This window comes from Ancylomarina sp. 16SWW S1-10-2 (assembly GCF_009669305.1).
Taxonomy (GTDB): Bacteria; Bacteroidota; Bacteroidia; order Bacteroidales; family Marinifilaceae; genus Ancylomarina.
Genome location: NZ_SADB01000007.1, coordinates 66359 through 79980, shown reverse-complemented (window position 1 = coordinate 79980; position 13622 = coordinate 66359). Strand labels below are relative to the sequence as shown.

The 13622-nt window shown below is 32.9% G+C and carries 15 protein-coding genes and 1 riboswitch; of the genes, 7 read left to right on the top strand and 8 right to left on the bottom strand.

All coding sequences use genetic code 11. The annotated features are described in order from the left end of the window. Nucleotides 1–132 precede the first annotated feature (132 nt). The 4 genes from EMN46_RS07390 (at nt 133) to EMN46_RS07375 (ending at nt 4103) form a co-directional block, all read left to right on the top strand. A complete protein-coding gene (locus EMN46_RS07390) occupies nt 133–531 on the top strand; it encodes a BlaI/MecI/CopY family transcriptional regulator (RefSeq protein WP_154200161.1) in 399 nt (132 codons plus the stop codon). Then, nucleotides 518–2728: a M56 family metallopeptidase gene (locus tag EMN46_RS07385; protein WP_154200160.1), complete on the top strand. Its 2211-nt coding sequence runs from the start codon at nt 518–520 to the stop codon at nt 2726–2728. Before EMN46_RS07390 ends, EMN46_RS07385 begins: the two co-directional genes overlap by 14 nt. 127 nt (nt 2729–2855) lie before the next feature. Beyond that, nucleotides 2856–3212 carry an arsenate reductase family protein gene (locus EMN46_RS07380; protein WP_154200159.1) on the top strand — a complete coding sequence of 119 codons (357 nt, stop codon included), beginning with the start codon at nt 2856–2858 and terminating at the stop codon, nt 3210–3212. A 501-nt stretch (nt 3213–3713) separates the two neighbouring features. Beyond that, nucleotides 3714–4103 carry a hypothetical protein gene (locus tag EMN46_RS07375; RefSeq protein ID WP_154200158.1) on the top strand — a complete coding sequence of 130 codons (390 nt, stop codon included), beginning with the start codon at nt 3714–3716 and terminating at the stop codon, nt 4101–4103. Nucleotides 4104–4188: 85 nt separating this feature from the next. On the opposite strand, the gene EMN46_RS07370 is transcribed toward EMN46_RS07375, so the two are convergent. Beyond that, complete coding sequence (locus tag EMN46_RS07370; RefSeq protein ID WP_154200157.1) at nt 4189–5037, bottom strand: restriction endonuclease; 849 nt, start codon at nt 5035–5037, stop codon at nt 4189–4191. A gap of 280 nt (nt 5038–5317) precedes the next feature. Here EMN46_RS07370 and EMN46_RS07365 point away from each other — a divergent pair, with 280 nt between their 5' ends. Next, nucleotides 5318–6328, top strand: coding sequence for a tRNA-dihydrouridine synthase (locus EMN46_RS07365; protein ID WP_154200156.1), 1011 nt, complete (start codon nt 5318–5320; stop codon nt 6326–6328). On the opposite strand, the gene EMN46_RS07360 is transcribed toward EMN46_RS07365, so the two are convergent. Then, nucleotides 6325–7485 (bottom strand): twitch domain-containing radical SAM protein, encoded by a 1161-nt coding sequence (locus EMN46_RS07360; RefSeq protein ID WP_154200155.1) that lies wholly within the window; start codon nt 7483–7485, stop codon nt 6325–6327. The genes EMN46_RS07365 and EMN46_RS07360 overlap by 4 nt on opposite strands. Before the next feature lie 158 nt (nt 7486–7643). Here EMN46_RS07360 and EMN46_RS07355 point away from each other — a divergent pair, with 158 nt between their 5' ends. Continuing rightward, nucleotides 7644–8117 carry a superoxide dismutase [Ni] gene (locus EMN46_RS07355; protein WP_154200154.1) on the top strand — a complete coding sequence of 158 codons (474 nt, stop codon included), beginning with the start codon at nt 7644–7646 and terminating at the stop codon, nt 8115–8117. Nucleotides 8118–8177: 60 nt separating this feature from the next. Here EMN46_RS07355 and EMN46_RS07350 read toward each other — a convergent pair whose 3' ends face one another. From EMN46_RS07350 to EMN46_RS07330, 5 genes are read right to left on the bottom strand one after another with little or no spacing between them, the layout of a single operon-like run. Then, entirely contained in the window at nt 8178–8834 is a 657-nt protein-coding gene (locus EMN46_RS07350; protein WP_154200153.1) for a TenA family protein, read from the bottom strand. After that, the gene (gene thiD, locus EMN46_RS07345; RefSeq protein ID WP_154200152.1) at nt 8834–9640 is read right to left on the bottom strand and encodes a bifunctional hydroxymethylpyrimidine kinase/phosphomethylpyrimidine kinase; all 807 of its coding nucleotides are present in this window, start codon (nt 9638–9640) and stop codon (nt 8834–8836) included. The genes EMN46_RS07350 and thiD overlap by 1 nt, the downstream gene beginning before the upstream one ends. A 5-nt stretch (nt 9641–9645) precedes the next feature. Continuing rightward, nucleotides 9646–10275: a thiamine phosphate synthase gene (gene thiE, locus EMN46_RS07340; RefSeq protein ID WP_154200151.1), complete on the bottom strand. Its 630-nt coding sequence runs from the start codon at nt 10273–10275 to the stop codon at nt 9646–9648. Further along, a complete protein-coding gene (gene thiM, locus EMN46_RS07335) occupies nt 10262–11071 on the bottom strand; it encodes a hydroxyethylthiazole kinase (RefSeq protein WP_154200150.1) in 810 nt (269 codons plus the stop codon). The genes thiE and thiM overlap by 14 nt, the downstream gene beginning before the upstream one ends. After that, nucleotides 11068–11778 carry a class I SAM-dependent methyltransferase gene (locus tag EMN46_RS07330; RefSeq protein ID WP_154200149.1) on the bottom strand — a complete coding sequence of 237 codons (711 nt, stop codon included), beginning with the start codon at nt 11776–11778 and terminating at the stop codon, nt 11068–11070. Before EMN46_RS07330 ends, thiM begins: the two co-directional genes overlap by 4 nt. 121 nt (nt 11779–11899) lie before the next feature. Next, nucleotides 11900–11993: riboswitch (TPP riboswitch) on the bottom strand. A gap of 131 nt (nt 11994–12124) precedes the next feature. Between EMN46_RS07330 and EMN46_RS07325 the strand changes: the two genes are divergently transcribed. After that, nucleotides 12125–12778 (top strand): aspartate kinase, encoded by a 654-nt coding sequence (locus tag EMN46_RS07325; protein ID WP_154200148.1) that lies wholly within the window; start codon nt 12125–12127, stop codon nt 12776–12778. 79 nt (nt 12779–12857) lie between these two features. On the opposite strand, the gene EMN46_RS07320 is transcribed toward EMN46_RS07325, so the two are convergent. Further along, nucleotides 12858–13592, bottom strand: a complete 735-nt coding sequence (locus tag EMN46_RS07320) for a hypothetical protein (protein ID WP_154200147.1) — start codon at nt 13590–13592, stop codon at nt 12858–12860. Nucleotides 13593–13622: the final 30 nt, after the last annotated feature.

The window sequence follows — 13622 nt, the reverse complement described above, 5'->3', positions numbered from 1 at the left end:
GGTCGTTTATCTTCATTCATCTTAGTCGTATCAAGTTACGACATACGAAGTTTGTCGTAGTTAAATTTTGATATTCAAATTGTATCGCATATATTTGATACGAAATTAATCGTAATTCAGATTCACCACAGCATGAAACCACAGAAGATTAAACCAACTGCAGCAGAATTAGAGGTCTTACAAATATTATGGACCTATGGACCTTCCACTGTTCGTTTTGTTAACGAAAAGCTTAAAACAGAACGAGATGTTGGTTACACAACTAGCCTGAAGATAATGCAGATAATGACTAATAAAGGTATGTTAGATCGTTATAAGGAATCTCGTACACATATATATTCTGCATTAGTTGAAGAAGAAGAAACTAAAAACCAACTTCTCGATAAGTTTGTGACAAGTCTATTTGGTGGATCAGCTTCAGGTATGGTTTTACAGGCACTTGGTAACCACAAATGCAGCACTGAGGAATTAGATGAAATAAAGAAATTAATTGAAAATATAGAAAAAAATAAGGATCATGAATCTAAGTAGCATAAGCATTCATAGCTTGTCCGAAGCTTTGGCATGGACTATTTTCCATTCTATTTGGCAAGCAGTATTAATTGCAGGACTTTTAGCCTTAGCTTCTCGTATTATTAATAAGAATAATGCACAATTACGATATACAATGGCTAGTTTAAGCATGCTGTTAATATTTGTATTGGCAGGTTTTACATTTTTTTTATCCTTACCCAAGGAAACATTACAACTTCGTTTAAGTTTATCTAGTTTAGATTCGAATGTTATTGTTGATACGACAAATTCGACTTACACTTGGAGTTATTTAAAAAGCCTCTTACCCACTCATATATTGTTCCCCATTCTTTTAAGAACCTGGTTGATTGGCACTTGTTTGCTATCATTTAGAATGGTGATTAATTATACAAGAGCCCTTCGCTTAAAAAATCATAAGGCTTTTCCTCTTAGTGAAAAGTATATGATTCTAGCTAATAAAGTGTTGACTCAGTTTGAAATCAAGAAAAAGATTCTTTTTAGAGAATCAGCTTCCATCGACTCTCCATCCTTAATTGGATACTTTAAACCGGTTATACTTCTCCCAATTAGTTTAATGAGTGGCATACCTGATAATCAATTGGAAATTATAATAGCTCACGAATTGGCTCATATCAGTCGTCACGACTATCTGGTTCAGTTTATACAGGGCATAATCGAAATACTATTTTTCTACCATCCTATGGTTTGGTGGCTATCTTCTGTGGTTAATACCGAAAGAGAACACATTTGTGATGATCTGGCGGTAAAGGTTTGTGGTGAATCCTTAACCCTAATTAAAGCTTTAAATAATATGGAAAGTATTAGAAGAAAGAAACCTGAATTGGTTTTAAATTTTTCAGGAAAGAAAGCGAACCTTTTACATAGAGTTCGTAGAATATTGAATCCCGTAACTGTTAAACATCCAAAGCTAGAGCGTGGGTTAATGAGTGTCTTATTTGTATTTGCAGTCTCAGTGATGATTCTATTTTCGAATCTTGCAAATTCTAAGAATAAAGTTCAGTTAGAGCCTGTAAATGTCAAACAGCTTAGTTTTAATGCACTAGATAATGAAGAAATTCAAGATTCTAAAATTATTCTACCTCTTAAAGCTGAACCGATTAAATTAAATCAACTCGATAGTTTAAACAAAAAAAAGAAAGAAGAAATTAAAATAACTAAGATCAAATTGGATTTAAAAAATCAACCACTCTATATTATCGATGGTGTAGAACTATCCAAAGATAAATCGGTTGATGATATCGATCCAAATGAAATAGAAGCTATTGATGTCTTAAAAGATAAATCAGCTACTGAAAAATATGGCAATAAGGCTGCAAATGGCGTTATTCTTATAACAACTAAGAGCGATAATAAATCACTGCAAAAACCGAATAAGGCTAATGATGTTGTAATCATAGATTCACAATCGAATGATAAAATAACACTTAAAGTATCTAGCAAAGGAGATACGAATAATCCTCCACTTTATATTGTTGATGGTGTAGAGTACAATGGTGATAAGTCAATGAAAGATATTGATCCAAATGAAATAAAATCGATTGATGTCTTAAAAGATAAATTAGCTACTGAAAAATATGGTGTTAAGGCTGAAAATGGCGTTATTCTTATAACAACTAAGAGCGATAATAAATCGCTGCAAAAACCGAATAAGGCTAATGATGTTGTAATCATAGATTATAAATCGAATGATAAAACGACAGTTGAAGTATCTAGCAAAGGAAATACGAAAAATCCGCCACTCTATATTGTTGACGGCGTAGAGTTCAATGGTGATAAATCGATGAAAGATATTGATCCGAATGACATTGAAACAATGAATGTACTTAAAGGAAAATCAGCTATAGAAAAGTATGGTGCAAAAGGTAAAAACGGTGTTATTGAGATAACAAGTAAAAAAAATATAGACCTAAAGAAGAAATCGAAGAAGCGTAAATCCATTAAAATTAAAGGAAAAACAAAGAATCCTCCACTTTATATTATTGATGGTGTTGAGTACAAAGGGGATAAGTCGATGAAAGATATTGATCCGAATGACATTGAGTCGATGAATGTGCTTAAGGGTAAAACTGGAATAGATAAATATGGAAAAAAGGCCAAAAATGGTGTTCTTGAAATAACAACTAAAGGAAACAAGAAAGCTCAATCATTTAATGAGTATATAAAAGAGCAATAAAATATTATTATTATTATCTCTTGAACATTACAAAACGGCCTTTATGGGTCGTTTTTTTATGCACTTTATTTGAGATATGAAAGATTAAAATATGTTAGCTTTGAGTTTTAAACTTAAATTAACTTTCATGAAAAACAAAATATACTACTTGTCAACCTGTTCAACCTGTTTAAGAATAATGAATGAATTAGAAATTGATGATACATTCGAAAAGCAAGACATTAAGCACGAAAATATTAAGGAAGAAGATTTGGATCGTATTGCTAAACAAATTGGCTCTTACGAAGCCTTATTCAGTAAACGTGCGATGAAATACAAGTCGATGGGTTTAAAAGAGAAAAATTTATCAGAACAGGATTTCAGACAACTAATGCTTGACGAATATACCTTTCTCAAACGACCTTTTATTCTTATTGATGGTGAAGCCTTTATAGGTAATGCGAAAAAAACTGTTGAAGCTGCTAAAATAAAACTAAATAAATAATTGTTCCTTCTACTGTTTTGGCTTTAAAAATGTCGAAGCTTTTTAATAAACCCGTTAATGCTTTTTTTACTTTAACGGAAGAAGATTAGAAACGGATATATAATCTCTGAACACAATCCTATTGCTTTTATGAGCAGTAGGATTTTTTAGTTTAAACACGATCCAACATCTATTAGGTTTGTGATTTGATTCCTTATTTCTAGTCGTAAATAAACAAATAATTCATCGTGATATCTCGTATGTTTTGAGTTCTCAGATTGATAAGATACCAGGCTTGAAATATTTAAATTTTGATATCTCATAAGTATCGTATATATTGAACATAGGACTAGCTGTAGTATCAACTAAACTACAGAAAATTAGACCAAATGAAATAAGAGTTGCATACAAATCGCAAGCTTTATACACACATATATATTCTGCTCTAATTTTCAAAAGACAGATAAGGTCAATTGAGAATTAAAGACTTATTTGAATTTAAATCACTTAAACTTTAAAATTATGAGAGCTTATTATTTATGTCCACATTGCCGAGGAATATTAAATGCTAAAGACGATATCATATTGTCAGCAGAAAACTCAAAAGGAGAAAAAGGACTGCTTTTATTGCATCCGGAGATTGGAAATTATTCTAGTTCAAAGAGCAAAAAATTTAAAATAGATAAAGGAGATAAATTATCTTTATACTGCTCTATTTGTCATTCCAGTTTAGATAGTAAGAAACACAAAAATTTCGCTCAAATTCAATTATTAGATGTAAATAACCATGAATCTACTATTATCTTTTCAAAGATATATGGAGAAAAAGTCACTCTTAAGGTAGATGAAAGTGATACTTTATCATATGGAGAGCATTGTAAAAGATATTCTGATCCAGAATGGTTCTTGTAAATATGCTACACACTTTTAAAATAGCCAAGGAAGTATTACTTTCTTGGCTATTTTTTTCATTATGATGAAAACGAGATATTCCCAGTTAATAACAAATAGACTTAAGTTCTCTAATTAGTGCTTTTTTCTTATTTTCAGTCAAGCTTAATTCTTCAATCAAACTCAAATCTTTAAGTAATTGTGCACAGGTTACAATCCCTTTATCAATCAGTAATTTCTTTCCTTTTTTAGTCAACCTTTGCAAAATAGTAACAGGATATAATTTCATTGATTCTACCAAATGCTTTAAACCCTTATTTTCGGGATAATTCCAAGCCAATAGTTCCAAATCATTACATTTTCCATACTGAATTGAGTCATCAGAAAAGCGTGTATTTGTAACAACCCAAGCTTTAAATGTCAGATTTTTATATTCTTCCATCTTTTCTCTTTTACGCACAATATCGTTTACCCTAGAATGTACATACAAAGGAACTTGGATGCTCACTTGTTTCCCTTGGTCTTTATGATATTTGCACTCCATCAGGTTTTGAACCTGGTCCTTTGTTGCAATCACATCCATTTCGTGTGTTATAGAATAACCATCGACTACAATACCGACTTCAATATCATAATTTTCATGTTTAAATATCTGTCCTATAAATTGTTCGAATGGATAACCTGTTGGTCCTAAGGCAATAATTGCTTCCTTTAACTTATAACGCATCGCAGTATGTGCTTTATCATGTCGTAGAATTTTAAAAGCACGCGAGTAAATCTGTTTTGTTGTGACTCCAGAATAAATCCATTTTTGAATATCATCAATAATCTTCCAAATTATCAATTCTTCAGCACCAGCATTGTGCAAGGATCGTTCTAACTTTTTAACATCAAAATACTCATCGTCGCCCGATGCTTTTCTAATTAGAATTTTATTACTGTTTGTTTGTTCCATATATGAAAGGCTAATTTGTTAATTCTAAATTTTCCTACGATTAATCTTGTCTTAAATCTAGATAATCTTCTTCTTAATTACTAACTAGATTCATCAAAAAAGGAGATTATAAAATAAACAGACGATATATCTTTAGATTCCGAAAAAAGAACTTATTCTTAAATCGTATAAAGTCTTACCCATTAAAACTAAATTGTTTTAAGAGTTAAGACTTTATTGTATTTGGGAATTGATATAAAAACCTTAGATTTGCAATCCTTATTAATTCTAAATAAAAGTAATGCAATCCAATTTTTGGAAAGAACAAAATAGTCCCTCGTTTTCATTAGCTCCCATGGAGGATGTTACAGATACCGTATTTAGGGAAATTGTGATGAGAAATTCGGAAGTAGGAAAGCTACATCTTCTATTTTCTGAGTTTACATCAACAGACGGCATGTGCCACGAAGTTGGTCGCGATAAGGTCAAACATAGATTACAGATTAATAAGAGTGAAAAAGAGCTGCTAAAAGCTAAATCTGTTAAGCTTATTGCTCAGATATGGGGGAAGAATCCTGAGAAGTACTATAAAACGGCTCAATATATTGCCCAAGAAACTGATTTTGATGGCATTGACATCAACATGGGCTGTCCGGTTAAAAATGTTGTGAAATCGGGCTGTTGTTCTGCTCTAATTAAAGAACCTGAATTGGCTAAAGAAATTATCCTAGCAACTAGAGAAGGTTCTAAACTACCTCTAAGTGTTAAAACGCGAATAGGATTTAATGATGTTGTAACAGATTCATGGATTTCTCATCTATTAGCTATGCCCATAGATGCACTTATTATTCATGGACGTATTCAGAAACAAATGTCTGACGGATTAGCTGATTGGGATGAGATTGCTAAGGCTGTGAATCTAAGAAATCAGCTTGCTCCTCATATTAAGCTAATTGGTAATGGTGATGTTTTATCGTATCAAGACGGTTTGGATAAAGTGAATCAATATGGTGTAGATGGCGTGATGATAGGTCGAGGTATTTTTAAAAATCCATGGCTATTTAGTCCAGAAATGACAGATATAGATGAAGAAACTCGTCTAAAAATGCTTTGGGAACATGCAGACTTATATTGCCAAACTTGGGATGATAAGAAGAACTTTGCTATACTTAAACGCTTTTTTAAAATTTACAGCAAAGAATTCCGTGATGCAGCAAAACTCTGTCATCAATTAATGCAAACGTCATCTGCCAACGAAGTAAAGGAAGCCATTGCATTACATCGGTCAAATAAAATGGTTTTGATTGATTAATCCAGTTCGAATAGATCTTTAAGAAATGGAGAAGATTCATGACGTAATTCATCGAAAAGAGCCGTTTCAGCAATGAATTTATTCCAATGCTTACTTAAATCATCAGCTTTCATATAATCAATACATTCTTTGAATTGATTTATCACTGAGTGTGGAATTTCGTTGTTAACTGCCCATATATAAAATTGATCAAAAGACTTAGAAATCTTCAGTTTAAACTCCGCAGGAATTGCTTTTGTATTGTAATAATAAGGACGTTCTAAAATGTTAATATAGAAGTCCTCTTTCCCGATAATATTTAGTTCTAAACAAGTTTTGTAGAGATTTGGAAGATTAGCAATTGAAAGAACCGAAATGGTCGGTGCAATTTTAAATTGGATATGCTTCAAGTTTCGAATTGCATCTCTATTTTTCACGAATTGATTCCAATTGAAGCCCCTACGGATGTATTCTCCAAGACTTTCATGAGCATCGATACTTGCTAGAATTTCTATGTTTTCGAATTCCTTCCAATAATCAAGTATATTTTTCCCTTTATATTCAAGAATCGAGAAGTTTGTATTATATCGTAAGCGAAGTTTTGTGTGTTTATTCTCAATCAGATATTCTAATAGCAAATAATGTTCCTCACTCATTAAAGGCTCTCCACCAGCAAAATAAATTTCTTCTGCTTGTAACAAAGCTTCTCCTGTTTCAGAAATAAAGTGTTCAAAATCTGTTATATTTTGGATAATAGCTTCATTTCCACAGTTACGTTTCAATTTTTTAGCCTCAGGAAACCAAGCAGAACTCGCACCATGCCAACACGTACGACAAGCAAAATTACAGACATTTGAAAAGCGAATATCAAAATAAGTAGGCAAAGAAATTGCTTCGCTTGTATTTTTCAATGAAAATCGTTCAAAAGTCTCTTGACGAATACTCTTGCCTCCCGCTTTTTCTATATTTAAACAAACGGCACAACGTGGATCGGACTCACCTTTTTTAAATTTAGTCCTCAGCTTGTTTATCGCTTCTCCATTCCACACATCATCAAAAGATTGTGTATTACAATTTCCATAAGTGATATTGGCAACGCAGCAAGCTTTTACATAACCAGAATTACCAATATGGTAGTGTATAAAGGGCATTAAACAAAAAGGTGTTTTAGAGTTCATGATACAAATATAAAAGAATTGATTGTCTTGCAAGTTGTACTAAGCTTATATTGATCAACATTAAAGTCTTATATATTTTCTATTTAGCCAATTAATATTTTTAGATCTCGCTTATTTAGATTAATTTCAATTAAAATTTAAAAATAAAATTAGAAGTTATGAAAAAGATAAAAGTATTAGTTCTTGCTTACTTAATGTTTATAGGGCTTGGATCAATTAAGGCATACGCTCATTGCGAAATCCCTTGTGGAATTTATAACGATAAAGCGCGTGTGGAACTGATGTATGAGCATATTCAAACTATAGAAAAAAGTATGAAATTGATTATAGAACTTTCTGCTGCAGAAAAGCCAGATTATAATCAACTCGTTCGTTGGATCAATAATAAAGAGGAACATGCTAATAAATTACAAACAATCGCTACTCAATATTTCATGTTCCAACGTGTTAAAGTGAGTGAAGATCCTGCAGTAAGAGCTAAGAGTATGAAGCAACTTGAGCTGTTGCATAAAATTTGCGTTTATGCAATGCAAGCCAAGCAAAGTACCAATATAGAGATGATCAAGAAATTAAACGATACGGTTCACGATTTTAGCCATGAATACTTGGGTGAAGTAGAACACAAGCATTAGACTATTTTAATTATAAAAAAGGAAGCCTCTTCGTCAATTGAAGAGGCTTTTTTTGTGATTCTATTGCTTCGGAGTTTCTATTTTAATTGCTTCTATAAAGATATTTAGTTCATACTGCATACCTCTTTTAAAAGTTTCTATAGCTTGATTTTCATCTTTACAGGTTTGTCCATGCTTCTCAACAATTTGTAAGAATTGTTTCGTATATGATCTATATTCATCGCCTGAATAAGTGTCGATAAATTTTTGATAGGGATTATTATCTACAACTTGCTCAATAGTATGAATTTTCATAGACGAATACAGCCAAAAACAGGGTAATAAAGCAATTAATGCCATCTCATAGGGTGAATTTGTACTCTGATCTAAAATAAATTCGCTGTATTCTAAAAATGCAGGTGACTGAAAGCTTGCGGCTTCCAATTCAAAATATTTTAGATATTCATTTTCAAGGACATATTCTATCTCAAGACCATCTCGTTCAAGTTTTGAGAAAAACACTTTTTCATTTTCGCACTTTGCTCTTTTAGAAAGCATGCCTAGTGCCTCTGCATCTTTTTTTAGGTAAAGAATATCTTGCGTTAAGAAGTGAGCAAAATTTTCTTTTTTCAAAGTTCCTTTGGTTAACTGTTTTAAAAACTGACAATTAGTTATCTGATTAAAGATAGGTAAACTGCCTTGCCAAAGCTTTTGAGTAAATGGTCCGTATGCTTCCATTAGTCCCAAAATTGATGAAAATGATGAACAGGACCGTGTCCTTTACCTATTTCATATTCAGTTCCTTCTATAATCGATTTTGCGATATAGTCTTTTGCTTTTATAGCAGATTCAGAAATACCAAAACCTTTAGCAAGAAAAGCCGCTAATGCTGATGATAAAGTGCATCCTGTACCATGAGTATTTTTCGTATCTATTCTTTTTGATGCCAGATCGGTCCATTCTGATGTCTCAAAATTATAGATAACATCAACCAAATTTTCTTCACTTAAGTGACCAGCCTTTAAAAGGACCGAAACTTGATACATCTCGGCTAATTCTTTAGAAATTTCTCTAAATCTTGATTGTTCTTTAATTTTGCGACCCAATAAAATTTCAGCTTCTGGCAAATTAGGTGTAATGATTCTTACTCGTGGAAAAAGCACATTCTTTAAATGAGAAATAGCGTTATCCTGGAGTAGTTTATCTCCCGAGGTTGCTACCATTACAGGATCAAGAACCACATTTTTAATCTGATACTTATCTAAACAATCGGCTACTCCTTGAATAATTTCAGTAGAATGCAGCATCCCAATTTTAATACTATCTGTCCCAATATCATCAAGAACAGCTTCAATTTGTGATTTTAAGATGGCAACAGGAATAGAATGAATATCACGTACCCCAATAGTATTTTGTGCTGTGATAGCTGTAATTGCTGAGCTCGCATAACAGCCACAAGCCGAAATACTTTTAATATCCGCTTGTATACCTGCACCACCTCCGGAATCGCTCCCAGCAATAGTAAGAACTCTATTGTATTTCATGATTTCTAATTTTTACGTATGCATTCAGCTAGTTCTTCAGCCGCTTGCTTTGGATTTTTATGACACAAAATGGCCGAAATAACAGCAACTCCTTCTGCTCCGCTATCTACAATAGCTTTAGCATTTGTAATATTTATACCACCAATACCCACCATTCTATGTTTGCTAATTTTCGCAATTTCTTTAATGCCATCTAAGCCTAAAGCTGGAGCAATATCCGACTTTGTATTCGTATAAAATACTGGTGATAAGCCGATATAATCCACATCGAGAGAATTAGCTGCATAAGCTTGTTCCTTATTTTCAACCGATAAGCCTATAATTTTATTAGGTCCGAGTAACTTACGAGCAATCGCGTAAGGCAAATCAGATTGTCCAATATGCAGGCCGTCTGCATCAACAGCTAATGCAATATCCACACGGTCGTTTATAATCAGAGGAATATCATAAGGAGCTAAAATACTTTTAACTCGCATTGCACATTCGTAAAAATCCAAGCTTGTACATTTTTTTTCTCGTATTTGGACTATAGTTACACCACCTTCTACGGCTTCTTTCACAATCTCTTCAATCGGTCTATCTTGTGTTAAATCTCTATCTGTGACCAGATAAAGACTCAGATCAATTTTTTTCATAATCTGTATTTAGGTGTGTTTTAATCTCTTCTTCAGACAGATTATAAAGCTGATCGATAAAATTAACTTGCAAACTACCTGGTCCTGAAGATTTTTTTGCTGCTAATTCACCCGTTATACCCATTATAACCATTGTATGTGCTGCAGCCTCAAGTAAATTTGAGTTTACTGCTGCAAAAGCACCCATAAGTGCAGTTGCTGTACATCCCATTCCCGTTACACGAGGCATTAAAGGCGATTCGTTACGAATATAAATTAAAGTTTTTCCGTCAGTTATGATATCGACTTCACCACTAATTACAACTATCGATTTTGTTTGAATAGCCAGTTGCTTAGAAGCCTCTACAGCAGTAAAGGTAGACTCTGTACTATCAACACCTTTGGTTTGCACTTTAGTATCAATTAAGGACATAATTTCAGATGCATTTCCGCGAATAATATGAGGTTTACACGTTTCAATAATTTGCTTAGCAGTTTCTGTCCGGTATGTGGTTGCGCCCACACCCACAGGATCAAAAACAATTGGTGTATTCTTCGATCTGGCAACAACACCAGCTTGTAGCATCGCATCAACCCATTGTTCACTTAGAGTTCCCATGTTTATGACCAAAGAACTAGCGATATTAACCATATCAGTAACTTCATTTAAGGCGTGAGCCATAACGGGTGAAGCACCTATGGCTAATAGAGCATTAGCTGTGTTATTCATCACTACATAATTGGTAATATTATGAACCAATGGCGATTTTAAACGGATTTTCTCTAAATCTTGATATACTTTTTCAGCTTGTATCATACTATCTCGTTTTTTAATGCACAAATAGCCACATAGTCTCCCGAATCGTATCCTTCAATTGGTTCTTCAGCAACTTGATTTGAATAAAGTGGATGTTTAGTTAAGGTTTGAGCAAACTTGAATTCTTGAAATCCTGCCTCACTTAAATTATCAATTTTTTCCTGTGTAGTTCTCCAATTAGCAACTCGTACCAACTCAATTGGATATGGATCTCTCGGGTTAACTCCTTTAAGAAGCGGATGATCCCAAGTATCAACAGCCTTAGCTAAATTATACATGGTTGCGTATGAACTTTCCTTAGGAACATCGATAACAATAATTTTTCCCCCTGGACGTAAGGCTGCATAAGCTTTATCGAAGGCTAATTGTAAATTGGTAATATAACTCGGTGTCCCATTAAAAAGTATGGTGTCGTACTTTGCTTCACCTAAATTAATTTCTTCGACAGTGCTAATTTCAACATTTAAACCACGTTTGCGAGCAATTTCAGCCATTCCTACTGATGGTTCTAAGCCATTTTTAATTGTGATATTGAATTCTTTATCTAGAATTTCTTCGAATAAACCACTACCACAGCCTACTGAAAAGACGTCGCCTGGATTAGAAAGAAAATGTGCTACAAGTTTAACTTCAGAGTAAAGGAGGTTTTGATTCTCTAGGAACCAAGCATCGTAATCTGATGCATACTGATCAAAATTTGATTTCATGTCTTAGTTTAATTGATTTATTAAAAGTTCACTCAAATTATGAATGAAGATTATTAATATAAGACCGATAGCTGAAAGAAGGATTTACGAAAAAGAAGAAGTGAGTAGTTTGTGCACTACTCTATATTAAGAATCGTTTTCCTACGCTGCAATTACGCATATCAGGTTCTAGGGTTTTATCTCAGCCTGTAATTCAAGCACCCCTAACGGTACAACAAAGATATTATTTTTATGAATATAGCAATGAATGAAGAGAATTCATTTATTGCTATATTGAATCAATACTTATATTCGATTTAGTGTGAAAATTTAAACATTTTGTCTATGTTTGAAAAAAAATACACATATGCTAAGTATTTCTCAAATAGTAGAAAAAATTATTGCACATCAGCCCTTTTTGGCTGAAGCTCTGGTCGAAGGATTAATTAATGTTTCCTCGTTGGCCCGTAAAATACAACCTGAGGTAACACAACATTTTGGGTCTGATGTAAAAGATGGTGCGATCGTGATGTCGATTAATCGTTTGATCCCCAAATTAAAAGGTAAAACAGATCATCTAGGTGCCGAAGTAGTTGTTCGAGATATTATTGTGCGTTCACAATTGGTTGATTATACCTATAGAAATTCAAGTATGCTTATTGAAAGACATACAGACCTTCTTAGGGTAATGGGATCAAATCAGGAGTATTTTTACACTATGGTTCAAGGTGTTTTTGAGTCAAACTTAATAGTCAGTCAGTCTTTATCAGAACATGTTGAGGATATTTTTCAAGAAGAAAATTTATTGAGTAAAAGTGGAAAGTTATCTGCTGTCACTTTAAAATTGCCTTATGAAAATGCACAGCAAGCAGGCTTTTATTACCATATACTAAAGAGTATTGCTTGGGCTGGTATTAATATCCACGAGGTAATTTCTACAACTAACGAATTTACAATTGTGGTGAGTGATGATGCTATTGATAAAACTTTTTCAGTACTAAAGAATTTAGGACAGGATTAAATAATAAGTATTTTCTTTACTTAAAAGACAAAAAAAAAGGGATGCCGATGGCATCCCTTTTATATTCTATAGCGATTGATTATTTCAATACATCTTTTACTTTTGTTAATAAAGAATCAATATCTTCTCTTGCTGGAGAAAGAGTTTTAGCTTTTGTGTACTGAGCAGCAGCTTTCGTGTAGAAAGATTTTGCTTTTGCAATCTCAGAAGCAAATTTATCTTTATCAGTATTTGCGAATGGATTAGCTGCCGCTTGAATTTTAGCACCTTCACCAAAATATAAAGAACCAAGACTTACAATAGCATCAGTCTTCATTGAAGATTTTACTTCACTTGCTTCTTTATACAAATTCTCAGCTTCTTCAAATTTAGAAGCTTTCTGAGCTGCTTGACCTGTAAGTAAGTAATGCTTAGCAAGAGTCTTAGCTAATTTAGCATTCTTTGCAGGAACTGCAGCTATACCAGCTTTTAATGTAGCAACCATGTCGTCATATTTTTTAAGTTTCTTTTGAGACGTCGCTTTTCTTAAATAAGAGCTAGATAATTTATACTTAGCAGCAATCGCTTTATCAAAATAGATAACAGATTTTGCGTAATCTTTAACCTTGTAAGCTGCATAACCAACATTGTATACTGTTTTAATATCTTCTGAAGCTTCAGGAGTTCTTAAATAGTTTTCTAAATGAACGATAGCTGATTTGTAATCTTTAGCTTTAAGGGCGGCATTACCGTCATTTTTCAACTTCACAGCATCTTGAGCAAAAGCTCCTAAAACACTTAAACAAACAACTAGAGTAAGGATTAATTTTTTCATATTCTTTAATTAATTTTTAATTTTTTGATC

Bases quoted from the DNA above. Each gene is read 5' to 3' on its own strand.
- EMN46_RS07390 (WP_154200161.1), top strand. From the start codon at position 133: ATGAAACCACAGAAGATTAAACCAACTGCAGCAGAATTAGAGGTCTTA.
- EMN46_RS07385 (WP_154200160.1), top strand. From the start codon at position 518: ATGAATCTAAGTAGCATAAGCATTCATAGCTTGTCCGAAGCTTTGGCA.
- EMN46_RS07380 (WP_154200159.1), top strand. From the start codon at position 2,856: ATGAAAAACAAAATATACTACTTGTCAACCTGTTCAACCTGTTTAAGA.
- EMN46_RS07375 (WP_154200158.1), top strand. From the start codon at position 3,714: ATGAGAGCTTATTATTTATGTCCACATTGCCGAGGAATATTAAATGCT.
- EMN46_RS07370 (WP_154200157.1), bottom strand. From the start codon at position 5,037: ATGGAACAAACAAACAGTAATAAAATTCTAATTAGAAAAGCATCGGGC.
- EMN46_RS07365 (WP_154200156.1), top strand. From the start codon at position 5,318: ATGCAATCCAATTTTTGGAAAGAACAAAATAGTCCCTCGTTTTCATTA.
- EMN46_RS07360 (WP_154200155.1), bottom strand. From the start codon at position 7,485: ATGAACTCTAAAACACCTTTTTGTTTAATGCCCTTTATACACTACCAT.
- EMN46_RS07355 (WP_154200154.1), top strand. From the start codon at position 7,644: ATGAAAAAGATAAAAGTATTAGTTCTTGCTTACTTAATGTTTATAGGG.
- EMN46_RS07350 (WP_154200153.1), bottom strand. From the start codon at position 8,834: ATGGAAGCATACGGACCATTTACTCAAAAGCTTTGGCAAGGCAGTTTA.
- thiD (WP_154200152.1), bottom strand. From the start codon at position 9,640: ATGAAATACAATAGAGTTCTTACTATTGCTGGGAGCGATTCCGGAGGT.
- thiE (WP_154200151.1), bottom strand. From the start codon at position 10,275: ATGAAAAAAATTGATCTGAGTCTTTATCTGGTCACAGATAGAGATTTA.
- thiM (WP_154200150.1), bottom strand. From the start codon at position 11,071: ATGATACAAGCTGAAAAAGTATATCAAGATTTAGAGAAAATCCGTTTA.
- EMN46_RS07330 (WP_154200149.1), bottom strand. From the start codon at position 11,778: ATGAAATCAAATTTTGATCAGTATGCATCAGATTACGATGCTTGGTTC.
- EMN46_RS07325 (WP_154200148.1), top strand. From the start codon at position 12,125: ATGCTAAGTATTTCTCAAATAGTAGAAAAAATTATTGCACATCAGCCC.
- EMN46_RS07320 (WP_154200147.1), bottom strand. From the start codon at position 13,592: ATGAAAAAATTAATCCTTACTCTAGTTGTTTGTTTAAGTGTTTTAGGA.